Consider the following 17475-nt stretch of genomic DNA (forward strand, 5'->3'; position numbering starts at 1 on the left):
CGGCGCGCGGCGGCCTGGCTCGAAAAAGCCTGGCCGCCGCGCGCGCCCGCCCCCTAGGGTCGCCTCCGTATGAACGCCATGATCAGGGAGCGTTCCGCCCGCTAGCGGCGCGGAACGCACACCACACCCAGCGCGTGCTCCGCGCCGCCGGCATCCGCCGGGCGGCGCGTTCGTGCTGCCCGGATTCCTGCCCGACGAATCCTGGAGCACCCGATGACACGCACCCGTCCCTCCCGTCCGCCCGCGGGCGGCGCCCACGAGCTGGGCCAGAACCTGCTGGTCGACCAGCAGGTGGTCGACCGCGTGGTCGACCTCGTCCCCGACACGCCCCGACCGCTCGTCGAGTGGGCGGCGGGCCGCGGCGCCGTGACCGTCCCCCTGGCCCGGCTGGGCCGCCCCGTCGAGGCCGTCGAGATCGACGAGCGCTCCGCAGAGCGGCTGAGCCGGGTCGTCCCCGGCAACGTCACGGTGACGCGGGGCGACATCCTGCGGCACGCGCCGCCGGCCGAGGCCTACGACCTCGTCTGCAACGTCCCGTTCCACCTCACGACCCCCGTCCTGCGCCGTCTGTTCACGCTGCCCGGCTGGCAGCGCGCCGTGCTCGTGGTGCAGTGGGAGGTCGCGCGCAAGCGCGCCGCCGTGGGCGGCGCGACCCTGCTCACGGCCCAGTGGTGGCCGTGGTTCGCCCCGCGGCTCGACCGTCGCGTCCCCGCGTCCGCGTTCCGCCCCCGCCCGAGCGTCGACGCCGGGCTGCTCGTGCTCGACCGGCGCACCGAGCCGCTGCTGCCCACCGGGCAGCAGCGCGACTACCAGCGGTTCGCCGCCGCCGTCTTCACCGGACCGGGGCGTGGGCTGCCCGACATCCTCGTGCGGCAAGGCCTGGACCGGGGCGACGTGCGCCGCTGGGCGCGCGAGCACCGGGTACGGCCCGACGCGCTGCCCCGTGACCTCGGCGCGCCCGCCTGGGTGGCGGCGTACGGGCTGACCCGGTCCGAGCGGGGTCAGGAGCGCGCAGGGCTCCGGCGGTCGGCCCGGTAGGTAGGCCGGTGGGCCGCCGGGCCGTCCGTCACCGGACGCCCGGCGGTCCGCGCTCCCGGATCGTGTATTCCCTCACCTGATGCCCGGCGGTTCACCACCCCTCCCGCCGATCCCTCGGGTGAAGATGGAGAGCATGACCGCGAGCCCGGCCACCGCCCCCGCACCCGCCCCTGCCCGACGCCGCCGACGCGGCCTGGTGATCCTCCTGGCGCTGGGCGTCGTGGTGCTGCTCGTCGTCGCGGCCGAGGTGCTGCTGCGCGGGCTCATCGACGACCGGCTCCGGTCCGCCGAGGCCGACCTGCCGGAGGGTGTCTCGGTCGAGCGCGACGGCACGCCCGCCCTCTGGCAGGTCGCGAGGGGTCACGCCGCGCTGCGCGTCGACGTCGCGCCCGAGGCCCTCACCGACATGGCGCGCGACGCCACCGAGCTGCCCGGCCTCGAGGTCGAGGCGGAGTCGGGCACGCTCGTGGCGCAGGTGCCGCTGCCCGTGCAGGGCTCCACCCGGACGGTCGACCTGCTGCTCGACGTCGCCGCCGAGGGGGGCCGCGCCGTGGTCCGCGCGGACACCGTGCGGTTCGCCGGCCTCAGCCTGCCCGTGGCCACGGTGGCGCAGCAGCTCGGCAGCGAGGACCTCGGCCGCCTCGCCGAGGGCGTCGCGTTCCCCGAGGGCGAGAGCGACCTCGCGATCTCGTCGGCGCGGACGACGCCGGCCGGCCTGGAGCTCGGGGCCCAGGTCGCGATGTGGTGAGGTGAAGGCCCTCAGCTGAGCACGAGGCTCGCGATCTTGTCGTCCCGGAGCACGAACCGGAACGGGCCCGTGCCGTTGAACCGGTTGCTGCGCACGGTGATCGTGACCGTCCAGGCCCCCGGCTCGTCGCCCTCCTCGGCCGAGACCAGGTCGAAGTGGCTCTTCATGCCGATGTTGTCGGTCTCGTCCCAGCTCCGCACGCCGTCGTGCCCGTGGAACTCGCGGCCCCAGTCGTTGAGGTACGCGTCGTCGGTGAACGTGGCGACGAACCGGTCGGTGTCGCCGGCGTTGGTCGCGTCGATGAACTCCTGGATGATCGCCGGGATCTCCGTGGCCATGGGTGCCTCCGTCGTGGTGCGGGTGGTGTGCCCCTCGACCCTAGGCACGCGACGCCGGGTCAGCCAGGGATCGGCGGTCCGTGCCTGCGGGTCCCTCCCCGAGGCGCAGCTCGTAGAAGCGCCACAGGTGCTGCAGCCGCTGCGGGATCTCCGACCCCGGGTACGGCGCCCGCTCGACGAACCCGCGCGAGGCGTAGAGCCGGTGCGCCCGGTCCATGAAGCGGTTGCTGTCGAGCCGCACGAGCGGCGTGCGCAGGTCGTCACGCGCGACGGCGAGCAGCCGGTCGAGCAGCGCGGCGCCCAGGCCGGTGCCCTGGTGCTCCGGGCGCACGAACATGCGCTTGATCTCCGCGGCGCCGTCCGGCTGCACGCGCAGCGCGGCCACCCCGACCGGCTCGCCGCCCGCCTCGCCCAGCACGACGACGCCGGACGGCCGGCGGAACTGCTCGAGGGCCGCAGCGGTGTGCCGCGCGTCGGGCGCGTCCCCGGCCGTGCCGCCCGCCGGGTCGTCGTCCATGGCGAACCCGTAGGTGCGCTCGAAGGTCGCCAGCGCCCAGGTCATGTACTCGGTCATCAGGCCGAGCACGACGGCGTCGTCCGCCGCGCCGGCCTCGCGGACCCGTGCCTCGTTCACGGTCCGAGGCTACGCCCGGCACGGCACTCCACGAGGTATCGATATGATCGATGCCTGAGACAGATCTTGTCTCAGAGTAGCCGGCCACGTAACCTCGTCGAGGCGAGCCGCCCAGGCTTGCCACCGACCACGGACCCGGGGCGTCATCGCCGCCTCAGCAGGGAGGACGTCTTGAGCACCGTGCGCTCCGCACTCCCCACCGCCGTCGGACCGGCCACCGCGGTGCGCCGGACGTGCGTGTCCGACCGCGACCACCGAGGCTGTCTGTAGAGCGCTCGCGCGCGACCGCCCGGCCGCACCGGCCACGGCCGCGCGCGTGACGCTCCGCCCTCGACCCCTGCTCCAGACGCCCCTCGCCAGCCCTCCGGCTCGCCTCCGCGCGGCCGGGAGCCGACGTCGGGCACGCACGACCTCAGGCCCCACCCGCCACACAGCGAAGGAAGAAACAATGGCCCGCATCTACGACGACGCGACCAAGCTCATCGGCTCCACGCCGCTCGTCAGGCTCAACCGCCTGACCGAGGGCCTCGAGGCGACGGTGCTCGCCAAGCTCGAGTTCTACAACCCGGCCAACTCGGTGAAGGACCGCATCGGCGTCTCGATCATCGACGCCGCCGAGGCCTCGGGCGAGCTCAAGGAGGGCGGCACGATCGTCGAGGGCACGTCCGGCAACACGGGCATCGCCCTGGCCTGGGTCGGCGCGGCCCGCGGCTACAAGGTCGTCCTGGCGATGCCGGAGACGATGTCCAAGGAGCGCCGCGCGCTGCTGCGCGCGTTCGGCGCCGAGCTCGTGCTGACGCCGGGCTCCGAGGGCATGAAGGGTGCCGTCGCCGCGGCCGAGCGGATCGCGCAGGAGCGCCCGGGCGCCATCCTGGCCCGCCAGTTCGCCAACGAGGCCAACGTGAAGATCCACCGCGAGACCACCGCGGAGGAGATCTGGGCCGACACCGACGGCGCCGTCGACATCGTCGTGGCCGGCATCGGCACGGGCGGCACCATCACCGGCGTCGGTCAGGTGCTCAAGGAGCGCAAGCCCGAGGTCAAGGTCGTCGCGGTGGAGCCCGAGGAGTCGCCGATCCTCAACGGCGGCGCCCCCGGACCGCACAAGATCCAGGGCATCGGCGCGAACTTCGTGCCCGAGATCCTCGACACCACGGTGTACGACGAGGTCATCGACGTGAACGTCGGCTCGGCCATCGAGCTCGCGCGCCGCGCCGCCCAGGAGGAGGGCCTGCTCGTCGGCATCTCGTCCGGCGCCGCCCTGACGGCCGCGCTCGAGGTCGCGAAGCGCCCGGAGAACGCCGGCAAGACGATCGTCGTCGTCGTGCCCGACTTCGGCGAGCGCTACCTGTCGACGCCGCTGTTCGAGGGCCTGGTCGACTGATGGCCGGGGTGCGCGCGCTGGTCCGGGCCCTCGTCGAGGACCTGGACGCCGCGCGCGCCCACGACCCCGCCGCACGGTCGCGCCTGGAGGTCGCGCTCGCCTACCCGGGCGTGCACGCGCTCTGGGCGCACCGTGCGGCACACCGGCTGTGGCGCAACCCCGCGCTGCGGCTGCCCGCGCGCCTGCTCTCCCAGCTCGCGCGGGCGACGACGGGCATCGAGATCCACCCCGGCGCCCGGCTGGGCCGCCGGCTGTTCATCGACCACGGCATGGGAGTCGTGATCGGCGAGACCACGGTGGTGGGTGACGACGTCATGCTGTACCACGGCGTGACGCTCGGCGGCCGGTCCCTGAACCGCGGCAAGCGGCACCCGACCCTGGGCGACCGCGTGACGGTCGGGGCGGGCGCCAAGGTGCTCGGGCCGGTGTGGGTCGGGGACGACGCGCAGATCGGCGCCAACGCCGTGGTGGTCAAGGACGTGCCCGCGGGAGCCGTCGCCGTCGGCATCCCCGCGCGGATCCGGGTGCCGAACGCGCCTGTCACGGAGCGCTCTCGCACGGAGGACCCGTCGGAGCTCATCGAGTACATCATCTGACGGCGCGCTCGTCGGATCGCTGAGATCTGGGGTCCGTGCCGAGATCTGGTGGTGCACCGCCAGATCTCGGCACGGACACCAGTTCTCAGCGAGTACTTGTTCTAGTTGGAGTAGAGCAAGTAGCATTGACCTGTGATGTTCCGGATCGATCCCAGCAGCGACGAGCCGCTCTTCGAGCAGCTCGTCGCCCAGGTGCGCGTGGGCGTCGCCAAGGGGCACCTCGCCCACGGCGAGCGTCTGCCGGCGGCGCGCGAGCTGGCCGAGGCGCTCGACGTCAACGTCCACACGGTGCTCAAGGCGTACCAGGTGCTGCGGGACGAGGGCCTGGTCGACCTGCGCCGGGGCCGCGGGACCGTCGTGACGGGCCGCACCGAGCAGGACCTCTCGGCCGTCGAGCGGGCGATGGCCGAGCTGATCCGCGCCGCACGGGCGGCGCACCTCTCCCCCGACGCGACGGCGACCCTCGTCAAGGAGGCGATGAGATGACCACGGGAATCCTGCTGCACCGACGACTTGGCCACACCTACGCGGGGCAGGTCGCGATCAGCGCGCTGTGCGGCCTCTCGCTGCTCGGCGCGGCCGCAGGCCTGGCCCTGTCCTGGCGCGACAGCCTGCCCGACCCCGTCGCGACCCACTGGTCGGGTGGTGGCGGGCCGGACGGGTTCATGTCGCTCGGCGCCTTCGTCACGGCGCTCGTGGTGACGGGCGTGCTGCTGGTGGCGCTCTTCAGCGCGATCGGCGTCTTCGGCGGCAGGACGGCGAGCGCGCGCCGCCTCTCGGTGGGATTGAACGTGTGGATCGGCGGCTTCCTCGGCACCGTGCTCACCGGGAGCCTGTGGGCGCAGCGGGGGCTGGCGGACGCGGCGCAGGCGCTGACGCCGGGCTGGGTGCTGGTCGCCGCCGTCGTCGGCCCCGGCGTGCTCGCTCTGGTCGCGGCGATGCTCGTGCCCGCCGACCCGCGTCAGCCGGCCACGGGGCCGGTCGTGTCCGGTGCCGGGCGCGCGGACCTGGCGCCCGGGGAGCGGGCCGCGTGGATCGGCCGGTCGACCGTCGCCCGCACCGCCGTCGTCATCGAGGTGGCCGTGGTGCTCGCGACCCTGGCTGCCGCGGTCCTCAGCCGGACGTGGGTGCTGCTCGGGGTCTCGGTGCTCGTCGTGCTGCTCACGCTGACGATCGCGGCCGTCACGGTGCGCGTCGACGCGTCGGGACTGACGGTGCGCTCGGCGCTGGGCCTGCCGCGGACGCACATCCCGGCGGACGAGGTGGTCCGGGCGTCCGTGGCGACCGTCAACCCGCTGGGCGACTTCGGCGGCTGGGGCTGGCGGGTGGCCGTGGACGGCTCGGGCCGCACGGGCATGGTCCTGCGCCGCGGCGAGGCCCTCGTGGTCGAGCGGACCGCGGGCCGCACCTTCGTCGTCACGGTGGGCGGCGCCGCGGAGGCGGCAGCGCTGCTCACCACCATGGCGGAGCGGGCTCGGCAGGAGGAGGGGTAGGCGGGACGGGCGAAGGGACCGGTAGGGTGTGCGCAGTACCTGGGACGCGCCGTCCCGGGTAAGCCGTCCCCACGACGAGGTGAACCCATGCGCATCGGCATCCAGACCGGTTACTGGTCCCGCAAGCCCCCGAAGGGCATCCAGCAGTTCATCCTGGCCGCCGACCGGCTGGGGCTGGACTCGGTGTGGACCGCCGAGGCGTACGGTTCCGACGCCTTCTCGCCGCTGGCCTGGTGGGGCTCCCGCACCCGCAACGTCCGCCTGGGCACCGGCATCGCCCAGCTCTCGGCGCGCACGCCGACGGCGACCGCCATGCAGGCGCTCACCATGGACCACCTGTCCCGGGGCCGCTTCGTGCTCGGGCTCGGCGCCTCGGGCCCGCAGGTGGTCGAGGGCTGGTACGGGCAGCCGTACAAGCGGCCGCTGGCCCGCACGCGCGAGTACGTGGACATCGTGCGCCAGGTGATGCGCCGCGAGGCCCCCGTCACGCACGACGGGTCCTTCTACCAGCTCCCGCTGGCCCCCGAGACGCCGGGGGCGACGGGGCTCGGCAAGGCCCTCAAGCCGACCGTGCACCCGTACCGCCCGGAGATCCCGATCGTGCTGGCCGCACAGGGACCGAAGAACGTCGCGCTCGCCGCCGAGATCGCCGACGGCTGGATGGCGGGCTTCTACGCCCCGCGCATGGACGCCGAGTTCCGGGCGCTGCTCGCCGAAGGGTTCGACGCCCGGTCGGCCGAGCGGTCGCCGTCCGACCGGTTCGAGGTGTGCGCGACGGTCCCCGTCGTCGTCCGGGACGACGTCGAGGCCGCCGCCGACGTCATCCGCCCGTACATCGCGCTGTACGCGGGCGGCATGGGCGCCAAGGAGGCGAACTTCCACAAGCAGTCGCTCGACCGGCTGGGGTACGCCGAGCCCCTCGACAAGGTGCAGGAGCTGTACCTGGCCGGACGCAAGGACGAGGCCGCCGCCGCGGTACCGACGCAGCTCGTCGAGGAGATCGCGCTGGTGGGGCCGGTCGACAAGATCCGCCGCGAGCTGCCGACCTGGGAGAGCACCGCGATCACGACGCTGCTCGTGCAGGGCGACCCGTCGTCGGTCCTGGCCCTGCTCGCGGCGACCCAGGACCGCACGGTCGCGGGCCGCGCCCGCGCCGCGGCCGCTGCGGCCTTCTCCCGCGTGGCCCCGACGTCGGCCCCTCGCTGACCGCTCAGCGGGCGTCGGGGAACCAGACGGCGCGGCGCAGGTCGACCCGGCGGCCGTCCCGGGTCAGGGGGCAGCCCTCGGCGCGCAGCGCGTCGAGCGCCTCGGAGAGGTGCCGCTGCGGGGGCGACCCGGCGGCGTTGACGACGCGCCACCAGGGGACGCCGTCGTCGGGCGGGGCGTCGTCGCCGTCGGGCGGGGCGTCGTCGGGGACCAGGTGGGCGTAGCGGCTCCCCGAGCCCGCCATGACGTTGCCGACCTGGCGCGGTCCGCCCCGGCCCAGCCGCTCGCCGACGATCTCCGCGACCAGCCCGTACGTCATCGCCCGCCCGGACGGGATGCGGCGCACGACGTCGAGCACGGCGACGGCGTACTCCTCGGTCGCCGCGTGCCGCTCCTCGGGGGCTCTCGTCGAGGGGGTTCTCGTCACGCCGCGATGCTAGCTGCGGTCTCCGACATCGGTCCGCCGGGCACTTCTCCGGGAGCCTGTGGCGCGCCCTGCACGGCGGCGACCCGGCGCGGCCCGTCCGGACGGATATCAGCTTGCGGCACGGTGCGACGATCGGGGCATGACGCATCCCCGGATCCCGCTGCCCGCCGGGTACGCCTGGCGCGAGCTGACCCCGGCCGACCGCCGGCAGGTCGTCGAGCTCGACACCTGGGCCTTCCCGTCCAGCCACTCGGCCGACGACCTCGAGGCGCTCCCCTCGCCGCTGTCGTGGGACCGCACGGTGGGCGTCGTGGCGGGCGGCGCCGACGGCCTCGCCGCGCTGCACGCGTCCTACCCCTTCCGCCGGTTCCCCGTGCCCGGCGGCGAGCTGCCGACGGCGGGGCTGACCTGGGTCGGCGTGCACCCGCAGCACCGCAGGCGCGGCCTGCTCACGGCGATGATCGACCTGCACCTGGCCCGCTGCGTCGAGCGGGGCGAGCCCCTGAGCGCGCTGTTCGCGGCCGAGGCCGCGATCTACGGCCGGTTCGGCTACGGCCACGCGGCGAACGACCTGCGGCTCGACATCCCGCGCGGGGCCGCCCTGCGCGACGTGCCCGGCGCCGAGCGCCACACGGTCCGCGTCGAGGTCGCCTCCCGCGAGCGGCACGGCGCGATCGTCGACCGGCTGCACCGTGCCGCCGGCGCCGCGCCCGCGGGCGTCCCAGGGCTCAACCGGCCCGGGTGGGTCACGCGCGAGACCGAGGAGCTGCAGACCGTGCTGTGGGACGACGCGCCCCTGCACCGCGGCGGGCGCGAGTCCCGGCGGATCCTGCTCGTGGAGCTCGACGGCGAGCCGCGCGGGTACGTCATGTTCCGCCGCAGCCTGTCCTGGGAGCCCACGGGGCCGCGCGGCACGGTGAGCGCGGGCGAGGTCGTCGCCCTCGACGCCGCCGCGGCGCGTGCGCTGTGGGGCGCCCTGCTCGACCTCGACCTGACCACCGAGGTGAGCCCGTTCATCCTGCCCGTCGACGACGTGATCACCCGGCTCCTGGTGAACCTGCGCGCCGCGGCCCCCCGCACGCCGGACAACCTGTGGGTCCGGGTCGTCGACGTGCCCGCTGCGCTGGCCGGACGCCGGTACGCGGGCGACGTCGACGTCACGCTCGCCGTCGCGGACACCCGGCTGCCCGCGAACGCCGGGGTCTACCGGCTGCGTGCCGAGGCGTTCGCCCCGGCCACGGTGGAGCGTCTCGCCCCGGACACGTCCGCCGACCTGTCGCTCGACGTGCGCGAGCTGGGCGCCGCCTACCTCGGCGGCACGTCGCTCGCGACGCTCGCCGCGGCGGGTCAGCTCACGGTCCACCGGCCGGAGTCCCTGGCCCCGGCGAGCGCGGCGTTCGGCTGGCCGGTGGCGCCTGGCTCCTCCTGGGTCTTCTGACCGCCGGTCCGCTCCGAGAACGACCTGGGGGACGGATTCAGGCCCGCGCCTGTCCCCCCGGTCGTTCTCGCGGCCGGGCAGGCCTCAGACCTGACAGGTGGGGCACCAGAAGAGGTTGCGGCCCGCGAGCTCCTTGACCAGCACCGGCGTGCCGCACACCCGGCAGGGCAGCCCGTCGCGGTGGTAGACGTAGAACGCCTGGTCGGCGGGCACGGCGTCGGGGTTCCCGTCGGTGTTCTGCCGGGTGCGCCGCCGCGCCCCCGGCTCGCCGGTGCGGTGCTCCGGGCGGGTCGTGACGATCGCCCCGTGCTCCGCGCCGTCGCGCATGAGGACCACGAGGTCGTCCCAGATCGCGCGCACGACCGCCTCCGGCACGTCGCGGCCGGGCCGGAGCGGGTCCACACCCGCGCGGAACAGCGCCTCGGCGCGGTAGATGTTGCCCACGCCCGCGACGACGGCCTGGTCCATGAGCTGCTGCCCGACCGTGACCCGCGACCGCCCGACGGCGGCGACGAACGCGGCGGGGTCGGCGTCGTCCCGGATCGGGTCGGGGCCGAGGCGCGCCTCGACGGCCGCCTTCTCCTCGCCCGTGATCACCTCGCACGCCGTGGGGCCCGTCAGGTCGGCGACGGCGTGCTCGCCGAGCAGGCGCACGCGCACCTGGCCCCGGGGCGGGGGCGGCGCCCAGGGCTCGTGGCCGGCGGGGTCGACAGCGGCGGGGCCGCCCGGCGTCGTCTCCCGCTCCCCGATGCGGCGGCGCGGGGCGCCGATCGCGTGCGCCACCTCCGGCGCGTCCGGCGCGCCCGCGAAGGTCCACGCGCCGTACAGCCCGAGGTGCGTGCGCAGCCAGAGCGGCTCGCCCTCGCCGAAGCCCAGGAAGAACTGCTTGCCCCACGCCTCGCTCGCGACCAGACGGCGGCCGTCGAGCACGGCGGCGCCATCCGCGAACCGCCCCTGCGGGCTGCTGACCCGCAGGGGCCGGCCGTCGAACAGCGTGGTGAACGTCCGCGCGAGGCGGTGGACGGTATGTCCCTCAGGCACGCGTCGACTCGTAGTCGGCGAGCTGGTCGATGCGGCGCTGGTGCCGCGGGTCGCCGCTGAAGGGCTCGGCCACGAACGCCTCGACGAACGACGTCGCCTCCTCCAGCGAGTGCATGCGGCCGCCGACGGCGATGACGTTGGCGTCGTTGTGCTGGCGGCCCAGCTTCGCCGTCTGGATCGACCAGGCGAGGACGGCGCGGACCCCGGTGACCTTGTTCGCGGCGATCTGCTCCCCGTTGCCCGAGCCGCCGATCACGATGCCGAGCGAGCCCGGCTCGGCGACGACGGCCTCGCCGGCGGCGATGCAGAACGCGGGGTAGTCGTCCTGGGGGTCGAGCTCGTGGGCCCCGTGGTCGACGACGTCGTGCCCGGAGGCGGTGAGGTGCTCCACCAGGTGCTGCTTGAGGTCGTACCCGGCGTGGTCGGCGGCGATGTGCAGGCGCATGCCCCTATCTTCTCTCATCCCGCGGTGCCCACCTGTCCGCCGGGAGGGGTCCCGGGACGTCGGGGCCATGATCACCGGGCCGATCCCCCGCGAGAAGGAGCGTCATGTCCGGCACCGCACCCGACGAGCAGCGCCCCACGCGCCCGCCGTCCCGCGCCCTGGCCGCGTCGGGCGTGCTCGGCGTGCTCTCCACGGCCGCCTACCTGGTGGACGCCTCGGCCGGAGACCTCTGGTACGACCGTCCCGTGGTCGGTGTGGTGCTGCCCCTGGTCGTCGGCGGCCTGGCGGTGTGGATCTGGCTGCGCCCCGGGCGCCGCCGGGTGGGGCGCGTGGTCGCCCAGTACGCGGTCGCCGTCGTCTGCTGGCAGGCGAGCCTGGTCCTGGGGCTGCCGTTCCTCGTCGTGAGCAGCCTGTGCCTGCTCCTCCGGAAGAACCACGGCGGCGACGTGCCGACAGACCGCACGACGGGGTGACCGCGCGGCGGGCGTCTTGCGTACCCTGGCGCAATGACCACGGACGCCACGGGCCTCACGTCGGGCATCGACCTCGACGCCCTCGACCCCGACACCCGACCGCAGGACGACCTGTACCGCCACGTCAACGGGCGGTGGATCGACACCTACGAGATCCCCGCCGACCGCGCCATGGACGGCGCCTTCCGGGCCCTGTACGACCAGGCGGAGGTGCACGTCCGGGAGATCATCCAGGACGCGCCCGCCGGCTCGCTCATCGGCGACCTGTACGCGAGCTTCATGGACACCGAGCGCATCGCCGCGCTCGGCACCGCGCCGCTCGACGAGGACCTCGCTCTGGTCCGGGCCGCCACCGACGTCGCCGCCCTCACCCGCGCGCTCGGCACCCTGCAGCGCACCGGCGGCGCGGCGGCCGTCCGCTTCTGGGTCGACAACGACGCCGCCGACCCCGAGAAGTACGTCGTCTACCTGCGCCAGTCCGGCCTGGGCCTGCCCGACGAGGCGTACTACCGCGAGGAGCAGTACGAGCCCATCCGTGCGGCGTACCAGCCGCACGTGGCCAGGATGCTCCGTCTCGGCGGCGCCGAGGAGACGTTCGGCGTCACCGCGGAGGACGCCGCGGCGCGCGTCGTCGAGCTCGAGACCCGGCTCGCCGGCCACCACTGGGACGTGGTGCGCGACCGCGACGCGACGCTCACCTACAACCCGACGACGCTCGCCGACCTCACCACCTCGGCACCCGGCTTCGACTGGGCCGCGTGGGCCGCGGCGCTCGGCGTGCCGGCCGGTGCGTTCGACCAGCTCGTGGTGCGCGAGCCGAGCTTCGCCACGGGCTTCGCCGCCCTCTGGCAGGATCTCCCCCTCCAGGACTGGCAGCTCTGGACGGCGTACCACGTGATCAGCGCCCGCGCGCCGTACCTCACGGACGAGATCGTCGAGGCGAACTTCGACTTCTACGGCCGCACCCTCACGGGCGCGCAGGAGGTCCGCGAGCGGTGGAAGCGCGGCGTCGCCCTGGTCGAGGGCGCGCTCGGCGAGGCCGTGGGCGAGCAGTACGTCGCGCGGCACTTCCCGCCGTCGCACAAGGAGCGGATGGACCGGCTGGTCGAGGCCCTCGTGGCCGCCTACCGCGAGTCCATCGAGAACCTCGACTGGATGACGGACGAGACCAAGGCCAAGGCCCTGACCAAGCTCGAGAAGTTCACGCCGAAGGTCGGCTACCCCGTCAAGTGGCGCGACTACTCGGGCTTCGAGGTCGACCCCGCGGACCTCGTGGGCAACGTGCGCCGGTCCAACGCGTTCGACCAGGACTACGAGCTCGCCAAGATCGGCAGGCCGCTGGACCGCGACGAGTGGTTCATGACGCCGCAGACCGTCAACGCGTACTACAACCCCGGGATGAACGAGATCGTCTTCCCCGCGGCGATCCTGCAGCCCCCGTTCTTCGACCCCGAGGCGGACGACGCCGTCAACTTCGGCGGGATCGGCGGCGTCATCGGGCACGAGATCGGCCACGGCTTCGACGACCAGGGCTCCAAGTACGACGGCGACGGCCGCCTGGAGGACTGGTGGACCGACGCCGACCGCGCCGAGTTCGAGACGCGCACGCGCGCACTGATCGCCCAGTACGACGCGTTCGTCCCGGCGCAGCTCGCGGGCGCGGGTACCGGACCGGGCTCGGGGTCGGACTCTGGCTCCGGCTCGGACGAGGCCGGCGCGCACGTCAACGGCAGCCTCACGATCGGCGAGAACATCGGCGACCTGGGCGGCCTGTCGATCGCGATCAAGGCGTACCGGATCGCCCTCGGCAAGCCGCTGGAGGAGGCGCCGGTGATCGACGGCCTCACCGCCCTGGAGCGGATCTTCCTCGGCTGGGCGCAGGTGTGGCAGTCGAAGGGCCGCGACGAGGAGGTGCTGCGCCGTCTCGCGACGGACCCGCACTCCCCCAACGAGTTCCGCTGCAACGGCGTGGTGCGCAACGTGGACGAGTTCTACACGACGTACGACGTCCAGCCGGGCGACGCCCTCTACCTCGCCCCGGAAGCCCGCGTCCGCATCTGGTAACCCCCGCCGAGGTAGTCACTTGGCGAGGTAGTCAGTTCGACGACAGACCCCGGGCACCGCGGGCTCGGGCGGGGAACACACCCCCAGGGCCCGCGATATCCACAGGCGGGTGCCGGCGCGTGGAGCCGGCACCCGCCTGTCGCACCATCGAGGCATGACCACGCCGCCCCATGTCCTTGCGCTGCGCCGGATCGCCTTCCAGATCCGTGCCCTCACCACCGGCCAAGCCCCGCACGCCCGTTTCTCCTCGGCCGACGACGCCCCACCCGACCTGCCGCCCGCCCTCGCGTACGACAAGAGGAGCCGCCCCACGCTGGTCGGCGCTGTCGAGGCGGAGCGGGCCGTGCGCGTCCGCCGCGGGGTCTACGTCGCGGTGGACCACGACCTCCGGCCGTTCGACGCCGACTTCCTCGCGCAGGTCCGCGGCGTGGTCGAGGCGCTGGACGTCGAGTGCTGGCTGAGCCACACCACCGCGGCGCGGTTGCACGGCCTCTGGACGTATCGCGATCCCGGCCTCGTCCACATCACGCAGACGTACAACCCTCCGGTCCGCCACGAGGGACGGCTCCGGCGTCACTGGTCCAGGGCGCTGCCGGACAGCCACCGGACGGTGCTGGGTGGCGTACCCGTCAGCTCGCTCGAGCGCACGATCGTCGACGTCGCGTGCACCGCCTCGCTGCCCTGCGCCGTCGTCGCCGCAACAGCGGGGTTCCGCCGGGGCGCCAGCCCCGTCGTCGTCGAGGAGATCCTCGAGAGTCGCGCCCGCGGACGGGGTGTCGTCCAGGCGCGAAAGGTCATGGTGCTGTGCGACCCGGACTGCGCCTCCCCGGGCGAGGTCCTGGTTCGCCTCGCCGCGATCATGGCGGGGCTCCCCGAGCCCGAGGTGCAGGTGCCGGTTCGGCTACCCGGAGCCACGGCGTGGCTCGACGTCGGGTGGCCGGCGATCAGGGCGGGCCTGGAGTTCGACGGCGAGGTGAAGTTCTCGGGAGAGCTCGGCGACCCGGTCGCGGCGCGTGCCCGTCAGGCGGAGCGCGCCGCAGGCGTGGAGCGGGCCGGATGGCGCGTCGGGAGCGTCGTCTGGGACGAGACCGTCGAGTTCCAGGACCTCGTGGACCGGGTCGGAGACTTCTACCGCCGTGCAGCCGCCGGAGCCCCGGAGCCGCTCCGGCGCCCGCACTCGTCCCCGTCTGAGACGGGCAGACAGAAGGAGCCCGCCGGCCACGGGTCGGCGGGCTCCTTCCGTTCGCGGACGCGGCCGGTCTCGTGACTACCTCGCCACGTGACTACCTCGCCGGCTGACTACCTCGCCACGTGACTACCTCGGCGGGAGGGGTCAGGCGTCGGTGGACTGGGCCCGGAGGGCTCGCTCCGTGCCCGCCAGCGCCTCCACGACCAGCCGACGCAGTGCCGCCGGGGCGTCGGCGTTCCGGTCGAGCCACGCAGCCGTGGCGTCACGCAGCTCGGGCGAGGCGAGCGGAGCCGGGTAGAACCCCTCGATGATCTCCTCGGCGATGTGGTACGACCGCTCGTTCCACACCTTCAGCACGGCGTCCAGGTACGGCTGGACGACGTCGGCGAGCACGGCCGGGTCGTTGACGTGCAGGAACCCGAGGCCGGTGTTCCGGATGATCGCGTTCGGCACGTCGGTGGCCTCGACCACGGACGACAGCGCGGCGAGCTTGCCCTCGACCGTCGGCGTGGCGGCGCGGGCGCGGGCGGCGGACTGGCGGCCCGTCGCGGTGTCGTCGGCGGCCAGCGTGGCGTCGATCTCCTCGTCGCCGGCCGCGCCGTTGAGCACGAGGCCCTCGAGCAGCTCCCAGCGCAGGTCGGTGTCGATCTCGAGGCCGTCGAGGGTCACCGAGCCGTCGAGCAGGCCGGAGAGCGCCGTCACGTGCTGCGGCGTCGAGGCGACGTGCGCGAAGAACTTCACCAGCTGGAACTGGGTGTCCGAGCCGGGCTCCGCCTCGCCGACCAGCGCCCACAGGCGGTCGCCGACCTCGGCCAGCGTCTCGGCGCGCTTCTCGGGCGCGACGTACTGCTTGGCCGCGAGCACGAGCTGGTTCAGCGTGGTGCGCAGCGTCGTCGACTCGGTCTCGCGGGCGATGCCGCCGAGCACGAGGCGCACGTACTCGGACGCGGGCACCTCGCCGTCGCGCACCGAGTCCCAGACCGAGCCCCACACGAGGGAGCGGGCCAGCGGGTCGACGATGTCGGGCAGGTGCTCGAGCGCGACCCGCAGCGAGGCGGGGTCGAGCCGGATCTTCGCGTACGCGAGGTCCCCGTCGTTGAGCAGCACGAGCGCGGGGCGGTCGAGGCCGAGGAGCTCCTCGACGTCGGTCGCCGGGCCGTCGACGTCCACCTCGACGGAGCGGGTACGGACCAGCTCACCGGCGTCGGACAGGCTGTAGAAGCCGATGCCGAGACGGTGCGGGCGCAGCGTGGGCCACTCGGCGGGCGCCGTCTGCTCGACGACGAACGACATGATGCGGCCGTGGCTGTCGGTCTCGATTACGGGCCGCAGGGTGTTCACGCCCGCGGTCTCGAGCCAGAGGCGGGACCACGCGGTGAGGTCGCGGCCGCTGGTGGCCTCGAGCTCGGTGAGCAGGTCGGTGAGCTCGGTGTTGCCCCACGCGTGCTTCGCGAAGTAGGCGGAGACACCCGCGACGAAGGCCTCGCGCCCGACCCACGCGACGAGCTGCTTGAGGACGGACGCGCCCTTGGCGTAGGTGATGCCGTCGAAGTTGACCTGGACGTCCTCCAGGTCCTTGATCTCCGCGACGATCGGGTGCGTGGACGGGAGCTGGTCCTGGCGGTAGGCCCACGACTTCTCCATGGCGGAGAACGTGGTCCAGGCCGCCTCCCACTCCGTCGCCTCCGCCGTGGCGAGCGTCGAGGCGTACTCGGCGAACGACTCGTTGAGCCAGAGATCGTTCCACCACTTCATGGTGACCAGGTCGCCGAACCACATGTGGGCCAGCTCGTGCAGGATCGTCACCACGCGGCGCTCGCGCACGGCGTCGGTCACCTTGGAGCGGAAGACGTAGGACTCCGTGAAGGTCACGCAGCCCGCGTTCTCCATGGCGCCCATGTTGTACTCGGGCACGAAGAGCTGGTCGTACTTGGTGAACGGGTACGGCACGCCGAACGTCGACTCGTAGAACTCGAAGCCCTGGCGCGTCTTGTCGAAGATGTAGTCGGCGTCGAAGTGCTCCGAGAGCGACTTCCGGCAGAACGCGCCGAGCGGGATCTCGCGGCCGTCCGACGACGTGAGCGACGACCGCACCACCGCGTACGGGCCGGCCACGAGCGCCGTGATGTAGGTCGAGATGCGGCCCGTGGGCTCGAAGGCCCAGGTGGCGGCCTCGACGTCGCTGTCGGTCGCGTGGCGCGCGGGCACGGGCTCGGGCGTCGGCTCGTTGCTGACGACCTCCCAGCCCGCCGGCGCCGTCACCGTGAACTGGAAGGTGGCCTTGAGGTCGGGCTGCTCGAAGCAGGCGAACACGCGGCGCGCGTCCGGCACCTCGAACTGGGTGTAGAGGTACACCTCGCCGTCCACCGGGTCGACGAAGCGGTGCAGGCCCTCGCCGGTGTTGGTGTAGCCGCAGTCGGCCACGACGACGAGCTCGTTGTCGGCGGCCAGCCCCTCCAGGGCGATGCGCGAGTCGGCGAACACGGCCGCCGGGTCCAGCTCGCGTCCGTTCAGCACCACCGACCGCACGGTCGGCGCGACCAGGTCCACGAAGGTGGACGCCCCCTCGGTGGCGGTGAACCGCACCGTGGTCGTGGACGCGAAGGTGTCGGGACCGGTGGTCAGGTCCAGCGCGATCTCGTACGACTCGACCGCCACGACGCCGGCGCGCTCGACCGCCTCGGCGCGGGTCAGGTTCTCTCCGGGCACAGGCCCTCCACGTCTGTCTTCTCGTGGGCGCCGGACGACGCCCCGCGCGCCGTTCGGCGCGCCCGTCGGGTGATTCGTCGTCCGGTCTGTGAACTACCTGCGACGACTCGTCGATCATGCCATGCAGGAGTAACAGCGAGTAACGCGTTTGTGTACGATCGAGCGCGGTCGCCCAGACCGACCGTTTTGACCTGAGGGAGTTACCCGATGTCCGGCACCATCCCGCCGCCGCCCCCGCCGCCCCCGGAACAG

Annotated in this window: 17 protein-coding genes; 11 read left to right on the plus strand and 6 right to left on the minus strand. The window is 73.8% G+C overall.

Annotation, left to right across the window (positions count from 1 at the left end):
- Positions 1–213 precede the first annotated feature (213 nt).
- Positions 214–1038, plus strand: coding sequence for a 23S ribosomal RNA methyltransferase Erm (gene erm, locus HLB15_RS02215; RefSeq protein ID WP_171103262.1), 825 nt, complete (start codon positions 214–216; stop codon positions 1036–1038).
- 133 nt (positions 1039–1171) lie between these two features.
- Positions 1172–1786, plus strand: coding sequence for a hypothetical protein (locus tag HLB15_RS02220; protein ID WP_171103265.1), 615 nt, complete (start codon positions 1172–1174; stop codon positions 1784–1786).
- 11 nt (positions 1787–1797) lie between these two features.
- Here HLB15_RS02220 and HLB15_RS02225 read toward each other — a convergent pair whose 3' ends face one another.
- Both HLB15_RS02225 and HLB15_RS02230 read right to left on the minus strand, forming a co-directional pair.
- A complete protein-coding gene (locus tag HLB15_RS02225) occupies positions 1798–2124 on the minus strand; it encodes a nuclear transport factor 2 family protein (RefSeq protein ID WP_171103267.1) in 327 nt (108 codons plus the stop codon).
- Positions 2125–2164: 40 nt separating this feature from the next.
- A complete protein-coding gene (locus tag HLB15_RS02230; protein WP_171103269.1) occupies positions 2165–2758 on the minus strand; it encodes a GNAT family N-acetyltransferase in 594 nt (197 codons plus the stop codon).
- A 448-nt stretch (positions 2759–3206) separates the two neighbouring features.
- Here HLB15_RS02230 and cysK point away from each other — a divergent pair, with 448 nt between their 5' ends.
- The 5 genes from cysK (at position 3207) to HLB15_RS02255 (ending at position 7437) form a co-directional block, all read left to right on the plus strand.
- On the plus strand, positions 3207–4142 hold the full coding sequence (gene cysK / locus HLB15_RS02235; protein ID WP_171103271.1) for a cysteine synthase A: 936 nt from the start codon (positions 3207–3209) through the stop codon (positions 4140–4142).
- Entirely contained in the window at positions 4142–4738 is a 597-nt protein-coding gene (gene epsC / locus HLB15_RS02240) for a serine O-acetyltransferase EpsC (RefSeq protein WP_171103272.1), read from the plus strand. Before cysK ends, epsC begins: the two co-directional genes overlap by 1 nt.
- Before the next feature lie 135 nt (positions 4739–4873).
- Positions 4874–5224: a GntR family transcriptional regulator gene (locus tag HLB15_RS02245; RefSeq protein WP_212759403.1), complete on the plus strand. Its 351-nt coding sequence runs from the start codon at positions 4874–4876 to the stop codon at positions 5222–5224.
- Positions 5221–6231 carry a DUF1648 domain-containing protein gene (locus HLB15_RS02250; protein WP_171103276.1) on the plus strand — a complete coding sequence of 337 codons (1011 nt, stop codon included), beginning with the start codon at positions 5221–5223 and terminating at the stop codon, positions 6229–6231. Before HLB15_RS02245 ends, HLB15_RS02250 begins: the two co-directional genes overlap by 4 nt.
- Before the next feature lie 87 nt (positions 6232–6318).
- Positions 6319–7437: an LLM class F420-dependent oxidoreductase gene (locus HLB15_RS02255; RefSeq protein WP_171103278.1), complete on the plus strand. Its 1119-nt coding sequence runs from the start codon at positions 6319–6321 to the stop codon at positions 7435–7437.
- Between the two features lie 4 nt (positions 7438–7441).
- On the opposite strand, the gene HLB15_RS02260 is transcribed toward HLB15_RS02255, so the two are convergent.
- Positions 7442–7864, minus strand: coding sequence for an MGMT family protein (locus HLB15_RS02260; protein WP_171103280.1), 423 nt, complete (start codon positions 7862–7864; stop codon positions 7442–7444).
- A 139-nt stretch (positions 7865–8003) separates the two neighbouring features.
- On the opposite strand from HLB15_RS02260, the gene HLB15_RS02265 reads away from it, so the two are divergent.
- Positions 8004–9302, plus strand: a complete 1299-nt coding sequence (locus HLB15_RS02265) for a GNAT family N-acetyltransferase (RefSeq protein WP_171103282.1) — start codon at positions 8004–8006, stop codon at positions 9300–9302.
- Between the two features lie 84 nt (positions 9303–9386).
- Here the strand turns inward: HLB15_RS02265 and HLB15_RS02270 are convergent, their stop codons facing one another.
- Together HLB15_RS02270 and HLB15_RS02275 are read right to left on the minus strand one after the other, a co-directional pair.
- Positions 9387–10343, minus strand: coding sequence for an Fpg/Nei family DNA glycosylase (locus tag HLB15_RS02270; RefSeq protein WP_171103283.1), 957 nt, complete (start codon positions 10341–10343; stop codon positions 9387–9389).
- The gene (locus HLB15_RS02275) at positions 10336–10788 is read right to left on the minus strand and encodes a ribose-5-phosphate isomerase (protein ID WP_171103285.1); all 453 of its coding nucleotides are present in this window, start codon (positions 10786–10788) and stop codon (positions 10336–10338) included. Before HLB15_RS02275 ends, HLB15_RS02270 begins: the two co-directional genes overlap by 8 nt.
- Positions 10789–10892: 104 nt before the next feature.
- Between HLB15_RS02275 and HLB15_RS02280 the strand changes: the two genes are divergently transcribed.
- From HLB15_RS02280 to HLB15_RS02290, 3 genes are all read left to right on the plus strand, one after another.
- Positions 10893–11261 (plus strand): hypothetical protein, encoded by a 369-nt coding sequence (locus HLB15_RS02280; protein WP_171103287.1) that lies wholly within the window; start codon positions 10893–10895, stop codon positions 11259–11261.
- Positions 11262–11294: 33 nt separating this feature from the next.
- Positions 11295–13325 carry a M13 family metallopeptidase gene (locus HLB15_RS02285; RefSeq protein WP_171103289.1) on the plus strand — a complete coding sequence of 677 codons (2031 nt, stop codon included), beginning with the start codon at positions 11295–11297 and terminating at the stop codon, positions 13323–13325.
- Positions 13326–13479: 154 nt separating this feature from the next.
- Positions 13480–14592 carry a type IV toxin-antitoxin system AbiEi family antitoxin domain-containing protein gene (locus HLB15_RS02290; RefSeq protein WP_171103291.1) on the plus strand — a complete coding sequence of 371 codons (1113 nt, stop codon included), beginning with the start codon at positions 13480–13482 and terminating at the stop codon, positions 14590–14592.
- 66 nt (positions 14593–14658) lie between these two features.
- Here the strand turns inward: HLB15_RS02290 and pepN are convergent, their stop codons facing one another.
- Positions 14659–17223 carry an aminopeptidase N gene (gene pepN / locus HLB15_RS02295; protein WP_171103293.1) on the minus strand — a complete coding sequence of 855 codons (2565 nt, stop codon included), beginning with the start codon at positions 17221–17223 and terminating at the stop codon, positions 14659–14661.
- Between the last annotated feature and the right edge of the window lie 252 nt (positions 17224–17475).

It is taken from the genome of Promicromonospora citrea (assembly GCF_013004695.1).
Lineage (GTDB): Bacteria > Actinomycetota > Actinomycetes > Actinomycetales > Cellulomonadaceae > Promicromonospora > Promicromonospora citrea.

Bases quoted from the DNA above. Each gene is read 5' to 3' on its own strand.
- erm (WP_171103262.1), top strand. From the start codon at position 214: ATGACACGCACCCGTCCCTCCCGTCCGCCCGCGGGCGGCGCCCACGAG.
- HLB15_RS02220 (WP_171103265.1), top strand. From the start codon at position 1,172: ATGACCGCGAGCCCGGCCACCGCCCCCGCACCCGCCCCTGCCCGACGC.
- HLB15_RS02225 (WP_171103267.1), bottom strand. From the start codon at position 2,124: ATGGCCACGGAGATCCCGGCGATCATCCAGGAGTTCATCGACGCGACC.
- cysK (WP_171103271.1), top strand. From the start codon at position 3,207: ATGGCCCGCATCTACGACGACGCGACCAAGCTCATCGGCTCCACGCCG.
- epsC (WP_171103272.1), top strand. From the start codon at position 4,142: ATGGCCGGGGTGCGCGCGCTGGTCCGGGCCCTCGTCGAGGACCTGGAC.
- HLB15_RS02245 (WP_212759403.1), top strand. From the start codon at position 4,874: ATGTTCCGGATCGATCCCAGCAGCGACGAGCCGCTCTTCGAGCAGCTC.
- HLB15_RS02250 (WP_171103276.1), top strand. From the start codon at position 5,221: ATGACCACGGGAATCCTGCTGCACCGACGACTTGGCCACACCTACGCG.
- HLB15_RS02255 (WP_171103278.1), top strand. From the start codon at position 6,319: ATGCGCATCGGCATCCAGACCGGTTACTGGTCCCGCAAGCCCCCGAAG.
- HLB15_RS02265 (WP_171103282.1), top strand. From the start codon at position 8,004: ATGACGCATCCCCGGATCCCGCTGCCCGCCGGGTACGCCTGGCGCGAG.
- HLB15_RS02275 (WP_171103285.1), bottom strand. From the start codon at position 10,788: ATGCGCCTGCACATCGCCGCCGACCACGCCGGGTACGACCTCAAGCAG.
- HLB15_RS02280 (WP_171103287.1), top strand. From the start codon at position 10,893: ATGTCCGGCACCGCACCCGACGAGCAGCGCCCCACGCGCCCGCCGTCC.
- HLB15_RS02285 (WP_171103289.1), top strand. From the start codon at position 11,295: ATGACCACGGACGCCACGGGCCTCACGTCGGGCATCGACCTCGACGCC.
- HLB15_RS02290 (WP_171103291.1), top strand. From the start codon at position 13,480: ATGACCACGCCGCCCCATGTCCTTGCGCTGCGCCGGATCGCCTTCCAG.